The organism is Marisediminitalea alba (assembly GCF_002993365.1).
Lineage (GTDB): Bacteria > Pseudomonadota > Gammaproteobacteria > Enterobacterales > Alteromonadaceae > Alteromonas > Alteromonas alba.
This window is the reverse complement of sequence record NZ_PVNP01000053.1, coordinates 1-14773: the sequence shown is the minus strand read 5'-3', so window position 1 is coordinate 14773 and position 14773 is coordinate 1. Positions and strand designations below refer to the sequence as shown.

The following is a 14773-nucleotide window of genomic DNA, read 5'->3' as shown; positions in this document are numbered from 1 at the left end:
GTCCGGAAATTCATCGTTAAATAAACCATTTTCGACATTCCGGACTATTATTAGTAAACAGGCATCTACTCTTGCTACGGTATAGCCACCCAAGGTTGCGGTTATCACTTACGAGGTTCACTATGGCCCAGTCAGTTACCACTATGCTTAAAGACGGACAGGAATACATGAAAACCTGGCCGTTAAAGCGCGAGCTTTACACCTTGTTCCCGGATTGCCGTGTAGTGGCAGCCACCCGGTTTGCGGTGCGCTTTATGCCTCCTGTGGCTGTACTAGCCTGCGCTACCATGCTTAATACCTTTGGTACAGATTACCTGCCTCAGGCCCTTGCCGTAGGCGCTTTTTTTCTGAGTATGCCAATGCAGGGATTATTGTGGCTGGGCAAGCGCTCTAATCAGACGCTGCCGCCACAGTTACGTCACTGGTATCAGGAAGTCCTCACCAAAATGCGAGCCCAGGGGTGTGCGGTGCAAAACCCGCAGCATAAGCCCCGTTATCGCGAATTAGCCCGCTTGCTGAAAACGGCTTTCGAAGATTTGGATAAAGCGTTTACCCGCCAGTGGTTTTAAGCTGCGGGTTTAATACCAATCTGCATAGAAGTTTACTCACTCAGCAATTCTGTTAGGCTTTCTGGCTAGGCTTGGTTGCACAGGGTTGGTGGTTCCAAATCAAGCAAGCGTAACAACGCCAGGAAGCCTGATAGCTCACCCTCAGGGGATTGCCCAAGGGGAGTGGCCAAAACGACTTACATCTGTGTTGCGTCCTCTGGACATAGAATGACTATGCCGCAGAGAAAGCGTCGTGATCTAAGTCGTTTTCGACTAGCCCTCAGGGATCACTCTGAGGGGCTAAGCTTCTAAGCAGATTGGTATAGCACCTGCCTGCACTTGCGGCACTGATACTGCCGCTGGCCACGCACAACTGCGTTATGCCGGCGGATACTCAACTCAACGTCTCCACAGCCACAACGATAGCGTACACTGGGAATATTCAGCGGCGATAAATCAAATTCATGGCGGGTTTCGGGGGCGCAGTTAAACACCTCCTGCATCATGGCCTGCCATTCCTTACCGTGGGGCTTCACCCGCCCGTACAACTGATAAACCAACAAGTGGCTGACTTCGTGAGGCAACACGTCGGAAAAGTACGCCTGCTGATTGTGAGCAAATAACACAGGGTGTAGGTTTATCCTGTTCTGCTGTAAAAACGCCGTGCCTGCATGGCGGCCACTGCGTCTGAAGGTAAGGGTAGGGCGTACAAACGTTCGCCTGAAATAGCTATCCGCCCCGAGGTATAATTCCTCGAGACGGTCATTGAGTAACTGCTTATCGCTGGCGGATATCAATGGTTATCCATCACCCGGCAGCGTACGCACAGGGTGTAAATGTTCTGTGGATCGTTGAGCGATGAAATCAGATCAACCTGCGCCATGGTTTCACGCACCAGACCTGTCAGAATATTGTTGTTATCAATCAGATTGAGCTTCAGGGCGTAGATAACCGCCTGACCGAAAAACTCTTTCCAGAACAACTCTTTCTCAGACAGCTTACGGGTAACATAAACGGTATCGTAATCTTCTACACCGGCCAGGTCGGCAGCCGCCGTTACAGCATCATCCAGCGTACCCAGCTCATCCACTAAGCCAATCTGCAGCGCGTCGGTACCAATCCATACACGGCCCTGGGCAATATCATCAACGGCACTGACATCCATACCGCGTTCACTGGCAACCAGGGTCAAAAATTCACTGTACTTGTTTTCAATACTACGCTGAATAAGTTGCTTATACACCGGGTCAATGCCGCGCAGGGTAGAGAATCCGGCCATTTCTGTAGTGGCGACACCGTCGGTATCAACGCCCAGGTAATCAGCGGCATCCTCAAAGGTGGCTAATGCAGCAAACACACCAATCGAACCGGTAATGGTACTTGGACTGGCAAATATTTTATCCGCTGAAGCCGAAATCCAGTAACCCCCGGAAGCGGCGTAAGTATTCATTGAAACCACTACTGGTTTGCCAGCGCTACGTAAATTAAGCACTTCCTGACGAATAATCTCAGACGCCGATGCACTGCCTCCCGGCGAGTCAACCTGCAGCACGACCGCTTTAACCTCTTCATTAAGTCGGGCCTGACGCAGTAACTGTGCGGTGCTGTTGCCGCCAATGTTTCCGGCGCGCTGTTCACCGTCCATAATAGTACCTTTAGCCACTACCACTGCCACTTTATCGCCCTGACGGGCAACCATGGGCATAGGCGGATTAATCACCCGGTTGTAGTTGCGGTAGGTGGTGAGTTTAAAACCGGCACGGTTATTTTCGTCCTGGCCGACCAGGGCAATAATTTCCTGACGCACTTCCTCACGGGTTTTGACTTCATCAACCCAGCCTTTCTCGATTGCGTATTGGGCAGAGTTGCCACCAGCCTGCTCGAAATTTTCCAGCATCACTTCAAGGCTCTCGTCAAAGTTATTGATGTCAACACCGCGCGCAGCCGCAACATCAGCTTTATATTGCTCCCAGTATTGATTCAGCCAGCGCTCATTCATTTCTTTGGCTGCGTCAGACATATCTTCGCGGATATAGGGTTCAACCGCCGACTTAAACGTACCTACACGGAAAATGTGCATATTCACTTTGAGCTTTTCCAGCGCCCGTTTTACGTACATACCGTAATTGGCATAACCGTCAATTGAGACTCCGCCGATAGGGTTGAGATACACTTTGTCGGCATGGGCTGCCAGGTAATATTGAGACTGGGTGTAATAGTCGCCAACGGCCAGTACAGGTTTGCCGGAGGTTTTAAAATCGTCGATGGCTTCTGCAATGGTACGTAGCTTATCCAGGCCGCCACCCCGTAAGCCCTGCAGGTTAAGTACTACCGCTTTAATACGCTTGTCAGCCTTGGCGTTTTCGAGCACTTTAACCACATCGCGAACCAGTACTTCGGGGTTATCCGGCTCTTCGTCAAACGCTTCCTGAAGAAACTCAGAAACCGGGTCTACCGCGGTTTTCTGAATGACCAGTGCGCCATTAAGGGTAAGCATCAGGGCACTGCCAGGGGTTACCTGTGGGACGCTTTCTTCACGGCTGGCCACGGCGATAATGCCTATGATAATGACCAGAAACACCACGTTGAAAAATAATTTTCGACAAAAATTCAGGGCGGTCCATAACCCCACAAACAGCGCTTTGGTCCAGCTTTTACTTTTTTCGGCCATACTGACTACTTACCTAATTAACAAAACAACCTAATGTTATCGATTCAAAAAATTATCGCGAGTTAATTTTGTAATGAAATGTTATTGCCTTTATCTATGAGGTTTCTTTTTGGCAGCGGATGCAGCAGGTTGATCTGCACTATCATCCAGCCATTGCTGAATCAACCTGGCAATGGCTTTGTGCTGGTCATCCGACAGTGTCATTAGCAGGCGTCCCTGACGTTGCCTGTAATTCACCTTGCGCTGACCCTTTTGCATTAATTGAGAAAAACGACTCATCGATTGAAAGAAATAACGTTACCCCGCGGTCTTAATCGTAATTGGCATTATTGAGGTAAACCGTGGTGAGCGCAATTATCCGTAAGTTAAATACTAAATTAAATGGGATGGCAGCATCCCTGAACGGTATTCCCCTGTTACTAACAAGGTTATATCTGGCTCCGGTTATGGCTCAGGCGGGCTGGCAGAAACTGGCTAACTTCGACAGCACGGTAGACTGGTTTGGTAATCCGGACTACGGGTTGGGGTTGCCGCTGCCATTTTTACTGGCTGGCCTGGCTGCATTGAGTGAGTTTATTGGGGCTGCGTTTTTAGTGCTAGGCCTGGCTACCCGGCTAACCGCCATCCCTTTAATGATAACCATGGTAGTGGCCATGATTACCGTTCACTGGCAGCACGGATGGCCGGCTATTGCCGATGCAGGCAGCTGGCTGGCCGATGGTACGCTGTTAACAAATGAATCTGTCATGGTGGCCCCTGAGAAGCTCTCTGCAGCGAAAGCTATTCTTAACGAACACGGCTATATCGACTGGCTGACATCCAGTGGTAACTTTGTGATCCTGAATAACGGTATAGAGTTTGCCGCTACTTATTTTATTATGCTTATGGTGCTGTTCTGCTTTGGTGGCGGGCGTTATGTGAGTATTGATTATTATCTGGCGCGGCATTTTAATCACTAATAAATTATATTGCAGGGATTGCACTAAAATCGCTTGCCAGTATGCTGGTCTTTTTGTGAAATAGCCCGTATCAGCACGGGTAAACTAATTATTTTGCCAGAAGGAGAGCACCATGGATGCACTGGAACTTGTTATCAATCGTCGCTCACAGCCCCGACTAACCGCGCCGGCACCGGCTGGCGAGGCGTTGCATAATATTAAACGCGCGGCTTTGCGGGCGCCGGATCACGCGGCACTTAAGCCATGGCGATTTATAGTGTGTGAGGGCAAAGGACTCGACAAGCTCGGTGCACTGTTTGAGCAGTCTGCTATTGATAATGATAAAACGGAACGTGAAATACAGCGCGCGCCGCAGTTACCTACCCGTGCGCCGATGATTATTGTAATCACCACGGCCTATCAGGAACACGAAAAAGTGCCTCAGGTAGAACAGTTCGCGTCGGCCAGTTGTGCGGCTATGGCCATGCAAATGGCTGCGGTTGCCCAGGGCTTTCAGGGCATGTGGCGCACCGGCGATTATGCCCATTGCAATATTGTAAAAGAAGGGCTGGGTGTATCTGCCGACAACGAAATTGTTGGCTTTTTATATCTGGGTACGCCAGCACAAGACGCAGGACCCAAGCCAGAACTTGAACCGCAAGACTACTTTACTGTCTTTGCATAACGGCTATTCTGACCCTGCTCTTTACTGAGAAAAAAAGCGCCACCTGTCGGTGGCGCATTGCTGATAGGAAAGGCTAGCTATTATCCTGATCGTTAACGATGTTCATTATCCGTTGGCGAAGCGCTTCATCCTGACGCACCAGCTGAGCGATAGTGGTATAAGTTTTTACCTCCAGACCAGCTTGTTTTATTTCGTCTACCATCGCTTCACGCGCGTTGGTTTGCAGTTGCTGCTGTTTTTCGGTGGATTGCTCTTGTTGCAGCTTAACCTCAAACTCTTTCGCAACATCTTGTACCGCATACATCGCCACGGTAAATTTTTCTAACGTTGAATCATCAAACTGTTGTTGTTCAACAGAAGTCTGAATTTGATTAATTGCTTTTTCGTTGTCCTGCACTTTCTGGGCTGCGTAAACCGAAGAAACTGCGCCGGTGGTAAGAGAAAGCGTTGTTAAGGCAATGAGTTTTGCAAGTCGTGTCATATATACACTCCAATTTGATGAATGACCCCATTACGGGGAATGTCATAACTTATAAAGCGAGTGCTATGCCAGGTTGTAAATCATAATATTAAACAATCACTTATTGAAAAATTGAGCTGATTTTATAAGCGTAGACTGGTTACGCTTGCTAAATGTGTCGCAATTTTTCACGGTGATAGCATGGATGTTATGCAAAATTACAGGGGGCTAATATTCTATGGCAGCGTCAGTGGCGGGTGACTTTTGTTGAAAATGGCAGACGTTAACAAGTTGCTCAATCGAAAATTGGCATTAATCGGTTTGGAGTAATTAGTTGCCGGGAGCTTTGGTGCTTGATGAACAGTGTTATAGGTGCAGAGGCTTAGATGGTTATGGCGTATTAAAAACAGTGATGCCGGAAACACCATTGGCGTTTCCGGCATCAGCATTCAGCGTATTACTCGTACTATTCTACGACGATAATTTTAATTGCGTCAGTAGCACCGATAGTTTCCATGCGGTCACCGTGGGTCAGGATCACGATATCACCGTCTTCCACCAGGTTTTTCTCTTTCAGCAGAGCTACAACATCTTTACGCAGCTCACCAGGTGCGCTGTCGCGAGAGTCAAAGAAAACCGGTTTTACGCCACGATATAACGCCATCAGATTAAGCGTTTCTTCGTGACGTGACATAGCAACAATAGGCAGGGTAGTGGTGATACGCGACATCAGACGCGGCGTGCTGCCACTTTCAGTTAAGCCTACAATAGCCTTTACACCCGGTAAGTGGTTAGCAGCATAAACCGCTGATAAAGCGATAGTCTCGTGCACTGAACCAAATAGTTCGTCCATGCGGTGCTTGGAGATTTTTACACTTGGGTGGGTTTCTGCGCCTTCACAAACACGGGCCATGGCTTTTACCGTTTCAACCGGATAGCTACCTGCTGCAGTTTCTGCTGACAGCATAACCGCATCGGTACCGTCCAGTACGGCGTTAGCCACGTCCATTACTTCTGCACGGGTAGGCATTGGGCTTTCAATCATCGACTCCATCATCTGAGTTGCCGTGATAACCACCTTATTTAACTGGCGAGAGCGGGCGATCAGTTTTTTCTGAACACCAACCAGCTCGGCATCACCAATTTCCACACCCAAATCGCCACGGGCAACCATTACTGCGTCTGATGCGCTGATAATGTCATCAATGGCTTCATCAGTAGCAACGGCTTCAGCGCGTTCTACCTTGGCGCAGATTTTCGCTTTACAGCCGGCTGCTTCGGCCAGTTCGCGGGCATAGTTCAGGTCTGCACCGCTGCGTGGGAAAGAGACAGCAAGGTAATCAACACCAATTTCAGCGGCAGTAAGGATGTCACGCTTATCTTTTTCAGTCAGCGCTTCAGCAGATAAACCGCCACCCAGACGGTTGATGCCTTTATTATTAGACAGTTTGCCGCCTACGGTTACTTTAGTCAGTACTTTACGGCCATCAACGCCGGTCACTTCTAATTGAATACGGCCATCGTCGAGTAACAGGATATCGCCGGTGCTAACGTCATCAGGCAGCGCCTTATAATCGATACCAACCTGTTGCTCGTTACCTGCATCGCGGTCCAGCTCTGCGTCCAGCACAAACGGGTCGCCTTCGTTAAGGAAAACTTTATCGTTGGCAAAGCGTGAAACCCGGATTTTTGGCCCTTGCAGGTCGCCTAAAATCGCTACGTATTTGCCCAGCTTGGCAGCAGCTGCGCGTACACGCTTGGCGCGCTCAATATGATCTTCGGCCTGGCCATGGGAAAAATTCATGCGTACTACGTTTGCTCCGGCGGCAATAATCGCTTCAATTTTTTCTTGCGTGTCTGTAGCAGGCCCTAAAGTAGCCAGGATTTTCGTTCTTCTAGTCATGTGTGTTATCGCTTGTTAATAGTTTATGTGGGACAACCAGTGATTAAGTATAGCTGAAAATCTATTTCGTAATTTAATTACAAAATAGTAGACGAATTTGACCAAATTGTGAATGGTTGATTAAAGATTCTTTATGATGGTCTGAACAGCGGTGGCAATAAAAAGTAACACAAATGAACCGCTAACCCCTGCGCTAGCGAGTGGGTGAAGGGATTGGAAGGTGGTAACTGATATCAAAAAAAATTTTTACGCGATGTAAAAAAGCGGGCAGAAGAATCCGCCCTCTTGGAGAGGATTAGGCTTCGTTGCCGCGTTTTTCGTAGCGGGAGCCACGCAGCGTATCTTTAACACGCTTAAGATTTTCACGGAACTTATTGCCACGACGCAGTGTAAACCCGGTGGCAAGTACATCTATCAGGGTTAACTGGGCAATCCTTGAGGCCATGGGCATATACATGTCGGTATCTTCCGGGACTTCCAGCGATAATACATAGGTACATTCATTAGCCAATGGGCTGTCAGCCGATGTAATGCCAACCACTGTTGCATCGTTCGTTTTAGCAATCTGGGCGATTTCTACCAGGCTTTTGGTGCGGCCGGTGTGTGAAAACAACATGACGACGTCGCCTGAGTTACAGTTCATACAGCTCATGCGCTGCATCAGAATATCTTCGAAATACACCACTGGTACATTAAAACGGAAAAACTTGTTCAATGCATCATGAGCTACAGATGCTGAGGCACCCAGGCCAAAAAACGAAATACGCTGTGCCTGGGTTAACAGGTCTACCACGCGGTTGACGGTGTTTACACAAACAGACTGACGGGCCACTTCCAGCGACGCCATGGTCGACTCGAATATCTTATTGGTATATTCGTCCGGGCCGTCGTTTTCGTCTACATGCCGGTTAACATAAGGCGTACCGTTGGCCAGGCTCTGCGCGAGGTGCAGTTTAAAATCCGGAAAGCCTTTGGTATCAAGACGACGACAAAAACGGTTAACCGTTGGCTCGCTGACATCTGACATTTTTGCCAGAGTTGCTATACTGGAATGGATCGCCGATTGAGGATTCGCCAGTATCACTTCTGCCACCTTTCGCTCCGATTTACTGAACGCAGATTTGTGCTGTGTGATTTTTTCTAAAATATTCATATTATTTTCAATAACACTGAGTGTGAAAAGTGTGTTCTCCCAAGCGCTATACTACTGAATATGAAAGATCGTACAAGAAAAATGTAATTTATTAACATGATTTGCGGTATTTCATCTCGAAATTAAACTTCAGGATGATCAAATTCAAAAAATGGCGGTTTTTAGTGAACGCCTTAAAATTAATATTGTATGACCAATGGCAAAGTAAATTGGCTTACTTGCTGTATATATAGAGCAAAAGAGACTGATGCTGCTAACAAACAATGGTGTCGGGGTGTGAGGTCACTGGCCGGGTAAAAAGGCGGTTTCCGGCCCTTTTTATTGATTACTACTTTGGTCGTATTTAGGCTAAACTTACACGATTAAGTCCGCACCAAGCATGGGTTGAGGTGCGAATCTGCGAAGAAAGTTTTTTGTAAATTCAAATGCGAAACAAAAGTTGTAATTTTACTACATTTGTTGTTAACTATATGGCAACAAATTACCACGATGGCATGCTGTATCACAGCAGCCCACTGTATAAATTGAAATAAGGCCAAATTCATGGTGATGGATAGTTCTTTTGAAGCCTGCGATTTTGTGTTGTTTGGTACCAAAGGTGACCTTTCTCGACGCAAGTTATTGCCGTCTTTATACCAACTCGAAAAAGCAGGGTTGTTGCATCCGGATACAACTATCGTAGGTGTGGCTCGTCAGGAGCTGACCTCTGAAGATTACGTTGAAGAAGTAAAGAATGCGCTGGCTGAGTTTGCCGGTGAAACGGTTTGCGAAGATACCTGGAGCAAATTTAAAGAAAGACTGGCGTATGCGCAAATCGATATGAAAGATATCGCCAGCTACGCAGCGCTGGAGCCCCATGTTAATCCGGATCGCACCATGGTTTGTTATCTGGCGACTCCGCCAGCTATATATGGTGACATCTGCCGCGGTTTACACGGCTGTAATATTATTGATTCAAGTGTGCGCCTGGTGCTTGAAAAACCAATCGGTCACGATTTGAAATCATCGAAAGTTATCAACGAACAGGTGGCTGAATACTTCAACGAGAGCCAGATTTACCGTATCGACCATTACCTGGGTAAAGAAACGGTACTTAACCTGATTGCACTGCGTTTCGCTAACTCTATCTTCACCACTAACTGGGACCATAACTGCATCGACCATGTGCAGATTTCAGTAGCGGAGTCAGTGGGCATTGAAGGCCGCTGGGGTTACTTCGACGATGCCGGCCAGATGCGTGACATGGTGCAAAACCACCTGTTGCAAATTTTGTCGCTGGTTGCCATGGAGCCGCCAGCGAACCTAAACGCCGACAGCATTCGAGACGAAAAGCTAAAAGTACTGAAAGCGCTGCGCCCAATCAATGCCAGTAACGTTAATGACGTGACCGTACGTGGTCAGTACACCGCTGGTTTTGTTAAAGGTAAGGAAGTCCCCGGTTATCTTGAGGAAGATGACGCCAACACGGTTAGTAAAACCGAGACTTTCGTAGCAATTAAAGCTGAAATCGACAACTGGCGCTGGGCCGGTGTGCCGTTTTATCTGAGAACCGGTAAGCGTCTGCCTACCAAGGTATCAGAGGTTGTTATTTACTTTAAACGCCAGCCGCACAATCTGTTTACCGAAAGCTTCAGTGCACTACCACCTAACAAGCTGGTAATTCGTCTGCAGCCTGATGAAGGTGTCGAAATCACCGTAATGAACAAGGTGCCGGGGCTGACCAGTTCAGGCTCTATGGATCTGCAAAAATCCAAATTGAACCTGAGTTTCTCTGAAGAGTTCTCCGACGACCGTATCCCGGACGCCTACGAGAAGCTGTTACTCGAAGTGATGCTTGGTAACCAGGCGCTGTTCGTACGTCGTGACGAAATTGAACAGGCGTGGACCTGGGTCGACTCAATACTGGCAGCATGGCGCACCAGTAACGAACCGCCAGAGCCTTATCAGGCAGGTACCTGGGGCCCGGTGGCTTCGATTGGATTGCTGGCGCGTGAAGACCGCAGCTGGTACGAAAGCAAAATCACGAAGAAAAAGTAATTATGCCATTAACACAATCATTATATGAAAGTGCTGAGGCGCTGAACGAAGAGTTTGCCGCGGAGATTGCTGAAAAGCTTGCCGAGGGCATTGCTCAGCGCGGGCGGGCAAGTCTGATGGTCAGCGGTGGTCGTACACCGTTACCTTTGTTTAAAACATTAAGCGAAACCGATATCGACTGGGCCAGTGTGGATGTTTCACTGGTTGACGAGCGATGGGTAGAAGAAAGCAGTGACGCGAGTAATACCCGCCTGGTGAAAGAAAACCTGCTGGTTGGCAAAGCCAGCGCGGCGCGCTTTATCGAAATAAAATCAGCCGAGGCTGATGCCACCGATGCAGCGTTAGCTTGCGAAAGCCGTTTATCGGCCATGTCACAGCCATTTGATGTGCTGATCCTGGGTATGGGCGAAGACGGTCATACCGCTTCATTGTTCCCGTGCTGTGAACAACTCGAAGATGGTCTGGCCATGAACCGCGGCCGTGTATGCATTGCTACGCAGCCGACCACGGCCCCGCATCAGCGGATGTCGCTGACGCTGCCGGCGATTGTCGCCAGCCGAAATATCTATCTACACCTGACCGGTGATAAGAAACGTCAGGTACTTGAAGACGCAGTTGCCAATGCCACGGCCACTGAAAAGCCAATTGTTGCTGTGATTAACGCAGCACAAGTGACCTTGAAATGGGCACCGTAGGAGTCAGTAATGAATACACAGGTAAACGAAGTTACGCAGCGCATTATTGAGCGCAGTAAAGCCAGCCGTCAGGCCTATCTGGCAAAAATCGAGCGCGCCCGTGGACAGGGTCCACACCGAGGCGTGTTGTCTTGCGGTAACTTAGCGCACGGATTTGCCGCCTGTAGCAGCAGTGATAAATCAGATCTGCGCAGCATGACGAAAGCCAACATTGCGATTGTCTCGTCATACAACGATATGCTGTCAGCTCACCAGCCTTACGAAACCTATCCGCAAATTATCAAGGACGCGGTGAAGGAAGTGGGTAGTGTGGCTCAGTTTGCCGGCGGTGTGCCAGCCATGTGTGATGGTGTTACTCAGGGTAACCCGGGCATGGAACTGAGCCTGATGAGCCGTGATGTCATTGCTCAGTCGGCGGCAGTTGCTCTGTCTCATAACATGTTCGACGGCGCCATGATGCTCGGTATCTGTGACAAAATTGTCCCGGGATTACTGATAGGATCGCTGAGCTTTGGTCACCTGCCAACGGTATTTGTACCAGCCGGTCCGATGCCAAGTGGCTTGCCAAATAAAGAAAAAGCCCGGGTTCGTCAGGCTTTTGCTGAAGGCAAGGTTGGCCGCGATAAACTACTTGAAGCAGAATCTCAGTCTTATCACTCAGCTGGTACCTGTACGTTTTATGGTACGGCAAACAGTAACCAGTTAGTGGTTGAAATGATGGGTCTGCATTTACCGGGTTCGTCTTTTGTTAATCCGGGCACAGAATTACGTGATGCGTTAACCAAAGCGGCTTCTCGTCAGGTTACACGTCTGACTGCACTGGGTGACAACTACACGCCAATCGGCCATATCGTTGACGAAAAAGCGATCGTAAACGGTATTGTAGCCTTGCTGGCTACTGGTGGTTCAACAAACCACACCATGCACCTAATTGCTGTAGCACGTGCTGCCGGCATTATCGTTACCTGGGATGACTTCTCAGAGCTTTCGAATGCGGTACCACTGTTAACCCGTATCTACCCGAATGGTTCAGCTGACATCAACCATTTTGTGGCAGCTGGCGGCATGGCGCTGTTGTTCAAACAATTACTCGATGCCGGGCTTATCCATAACGATGTCAAAACCATCGTCGGTGACGGACTGGATCTGTACACCAAGGAACCCGCCCTGGAAGACGGCGAAGTTACCTGGCGTGACGGTCCGGTTAAATCTCACGACACAGAAGTTTTTGCCAGTGTTGAAGAACCCTTCAAGCCAGACGGTGGCCTGAATGTGCTGTCAGGTAATCTGGGCCGGGCAGTGATCAAGACCTCTGCTCTGCGTAACCCGCATTGCACACTTAAAGCTCCCGCTGTGGTATTTGAAGATCAGTATCAGCTCGACGCTGCGTTTAAATCAGGTGAACTGGATAAAGACTGTATTGTGGTTGTTCGTTTCCAGGGGCCTGCTGCGATTGGTATGCCGGAACTGCACCGTTTAACGCCACCTTTGGGTGTGCTGCAGGACCGTGGTTACAACGTAGCGCTGGTTACCGATGGCCGCATGTCTGGCGCATCCGGTAAAGTACCGGCCGCTATCCATGTTACCCCGGAAGCATTCTTAGGCGGCTTGCTGGCAAAAGTGGAAAGTGGCGACATTATTGAGCTGGATACCAAAACCGGTTCATTAACTCTGCACGTTGACGAAGCAACACTGGCGCAACGTACTGCAGCGGTTGCCGACCTGACCATGCAGCATGAAGGCATGGGCCGCGAATTATTTGGCGGTATGCGCGGTGTGATCTCCGGCGCAGAAGAAGGTGCCTGTACGCTGTTTTACACGCAGGAGCAAAATGTATGAGCGCCTGGTTTGTCGCAGATGTAGGCGGCACGAACATTCGTGTTGCCACCATAACCGAAAGCGGCCTGAGCAATATTAAGAAGTATCTGTGTAATGACTTTGCCAGCATTGATGTTGCTCTGAAACAGTATTTTTCTGATACCGGTGAAACCTTCAGTGCGGGCTGTATCGCCATAGCCTGTCCGGTTACCGGTGACGAAGTAGCAATGACTAACCACAGCTGGACTTTTTCGCAGCGTGCGTTGAAGCAGCAGCTCAATCTTAACGATTTGTTTGTAATTAACGACTTTACCGCAGTTGCTCATTCACTGCCGGTATTAAGCGCAGAACAGCTTATCCAGATAGGCACCGGTCAATCGGTTGATAAAGGTAACGTTGCCGTTTTTGGTGCCGGCACCGGCTTAGGCGTTGAGCACATGATGCACACTGCTGAAGGGTGGAAAACACTCGACGGTGAAGGTGGTCATGTGGATTTTGCGCCGGTTGATGAAACAGACATCGTGGTGTGGCGTCATCTGCAAAACGAACTCGACCGGGTATCTGCCGAAGACGTGTTGTCTGGTCGTGGATTACTCAATATCTATCGTGCTCTGGCTTTGCATCAGGGTGTAGAGCCGGCAATTACCGATCCGGCTCAGGTGACCGAACAGGCATTAAATGGCCAGTGCGAAGTGTGTTTATCTGCACTGACCCAGTTCTGTCGGATCATGGGAAGTTTCGCCGGTAATCTGGCACTGAATCTGGCCACAACCGGCGGCGTATTCATTGGTGGCGGAATCGCTACCCGCTTCACGGAGTTTCTGACTAACAGCGATTTCAGAGCCCGTTTTGAAGCCAAAGGACGCATGAAACATTACGTTAAAGATGTTCCGACATACCTGATTAATGAACCGGACCATGGTTTATTAGGCGCATCAGCGTATTTACAACAACAGATTGCGAGTTGATTTTATGACTAATTGGAAAAGTTCACCTGCAGACATCTTTGCCGCAGGCCCGGTAGTGCCGGTACTGGTTATTGAAGATGTGGAAAAAGCGGTGCCGCTGGCTCATGCTCTGATGGCAGGTGGCATTAAAGTACTGGAAGTGACCTTACGTACCCCGGCTGCGCTGGATGTGATTAAGCGAATTGCAGATGAAGTTCCTGATGCGTTAATTGGCGCCGGCACTGTGACTAACGCTCAGCAGTTAAAGCAGGTTGTTGAGGCAGGCGCTAAGTTTGCAATCAGTCCTGGTATGACTGATGACCTGTTAAAAGCGGGTCACGATTTTGAAATCCCACTTATTCCGGGTATTTCATCAACCTCTGATCTGATGAAAGCGAAAGATGCAGGTTATACCTACCTGAAGTTTTTCCCGGCTGAAGCGTCTGGTGGTGTGAAAGCCATTAAATCTATCAGCGGTCCGTTCCCTGAAACGGTATTTTGTCCTACTGGCGGTATCGGCCCGAATAACTACAACGAGTACCTGGCGTTACCTAACGTACGCTGCGTAGGTGGTTCGTGGTTGGCACCAGACGACGCTATCAAGAATGGTGACTGGGACCGCATTACCGATCTGGCTAAAGAAGCGGTAGCTAACGCCAGCAAGTAATATTTTGCAGAGAATATAAAAAGGGTACGTTTTTGGACGTACCCTTTTTTAATGGTGCGCCGGGCATGGCGCGTAGTGCTTTAGCACTGTTCGACTCACTGTGGTGGTGAGTTGATGACTTGGAGGTGGAAGTCCTCTGCACACCCGGCAAGGGGAAGTGCTAGCCGAACGGCAAGGGTGTTCATCGTGAGGTGAAATCTGAAGGAAGCCGAAGGCAAAATGCTGGCCTGACGAACAGGAAGCGGTTTAGG

General features: G+C 49.0%; 13 protein-coding genes. 8 read left to right on the top strand and 5 right to left on the bottom strand.

Going from position 1 to position 14773, the window contains the following annotated elements; translation table 11 throughout:
- Positions 1-122 precede the first annotated feature (122 nt).
- Entirely contained in the window at positions 123-569 is a 447-nt protein-coding gene (gene yfbV / locus C6Y40_RS06915) for a terminus macrodomain insulation protein YfbV (protein WP_105933963.1), read from the top strand.
- A 287-nt stretch (positions 570-856) separates the two neighbouring features.
- Here the strand turns inward: yfbV and C6Y40_RS06910 are convergent, their stop codons facing one another.
- Entirely contained in the window at positions 857-1345 is a 489-nt protein-coding gene (locus C6Y40_RS06910) for a SprT family zinc-dependent metalloprotease (RefSeq protein ID WP_240621869.1), read from the bottom strand.
- A complete protein-coding gene (sppA, locus tag C6Y40_RS06905) occupies positions 1342-3219 on the bottom strand; it encodes a signal peptide peptidase SppA (RefSeq protein WP_105933962.1) in 1878 nt (625 codons plus the stop codon). The genes C6Y40_RS06910 and sppA overlap by 4 nt, the downstream gene beginning before the upstream one ends.
- A gap of 386 nt (positions 3220-3605) precedes the next feature.
- On the opposite strand from sppA, the gene C6Y40_RS06895 reads away from it, so the two are divergent.
- Together C6Y40_RS06895 and C6Y40_RS06890 are read left to right on the top strand one after the other, a co-directional pair.
- Positions 3606-4178 (top strand): HvfX family Cu-binding RiPP maturation protein, encoded by a 573-nt coding sequence (locus C6Y40_RS06895; RefSeq protein ID WP_105934021.1) that lies wholly within the window; start codon positions 3606-3608, stop codon positions 4176-4178.
- 112 nt (positions 4179-4290) lie between these two features.
- Complete coding sequence (locus C6Y40_RS06890) at positions 4291-4842, top strand: NAD(P)H nitroreductase (protein ID WP_105933960.1); 552 nt, start codon at positions 4291-4293, stop codon at positions 4840-4842.
- Positions 4843-4915: 73 nt separating this feature from the next.
- Here C6Y40_RS06890 and C6Y40_RS06885 read toward each other — a convergent pair whose 3' ends face one another.
- From C6Y40_RS06885 to C6Y40_RS06870, 3 genes are all read right to left on the bottom strand, one after another.
- Positions 4916-5323, bottom strand: a complete 408-nt coding sequence (locus C6Y40_RS06885) for a DUF4168 domain-containing protein (RefSeq protein WP_105933959.1) — start codon at positions 5321-5323, stop codon at positions 4916-4918.
- A gap of 445 nt (positions 5324-5768) precedes the next feature.
- Positions 5769-7205 (bottom strand): pyruvate kinase, encoded by a 1437-nt coding sequence (gene pyk / locus C6Y40_RS06875; protein ID WP_105933957.1) that lies wholly within the window; start codon positions 7203-7205, stop codon positions 5769-5771.
- Between the two features lie 295 nt (positions 7206-7500).
- A complete protein-coding gene (locus C6Y40_RS06870) occupies positions 7501-8358 on the bottom strand; it encodes a MurR/RpiR family transcriptional regulator (protein ID WP_105933956.1) in 858 nt (285 codons plus the stop codon).
- Between the two features lie 543 nt (positions 8359-8901).
- On the opposite strand from C6Y40_RS06870, the gene zwf reads away from it, so the two are divergent.
- The 5 genes from zwf to C6Y40_RS06845 are packed head-to-tail and all read left to right on the top strand — an operon-like array spanning position 8902 to position 14522.
- Entirely contained in the window at positions 8902-10395 is a 1494-nt protein-coding gene (zwf, locus tag C6Y40_RS06865; protein ID WP_105933955.1) for a glucose-6-phosphate dehydrogenase, read from the top strand.
- A gap of 2 nt (positions 10396-10397) precedes the next feature.
- Positions 10398-11090 (top strand): 6-phosphogluconolactonase, encoded by a 693-nt coding sequence (gene pgl, locus C6Y40_RS06860; RefSeq protein WP_105933954.1) that lies wholly within the window; start codon positions 10398-10400, stop codon positions 11088-11090.
- Between the two features lie 9 nt (positions 11091-11099).
- On the top strand, positions 11100-12929 hold the full coding sequence (gene edd / locus C6Y40_RS06855; protein WP_105933953.1) for a phosphogluconate dehydratase: 1830 nt from the start codon (positions 11100-11102) through the stop codon (positions 12927-12929).
- On the top strand, positions 12926-13876 hold the full coding sequence (locus C6Y40_RS06850) for a glucokinase (protein ID WP_105933952.1): 951 nt from the start codon (positions 12926-12928) through the stop codon (positions 13874-13876). Before edd ends, C6Y40_RS06850 begins: the two co-directional genes overlap by 4 nt.
- A 4-nt stretch (positions 13877-13880) precedes the next feature.
- Positions 13881-14522 carry a bifunctional 4-hydroxy-2-oxoglutarate aldolase/2-dehydro-3-deoxy-phosphogluconate aldolase gene (locus C6Y40_RS06845; RefSeq protein WP_105933951.1) on the top strand — a complete coding sequence of 214 codons (642 nt, stop codon included), beginning with the start codon at positions 13881-13883 and terminating at the stop codon, positions 14520-14522.
- The last annotated feature ends 251 nt before the right edge of the window (positions 14523-14773 follow it).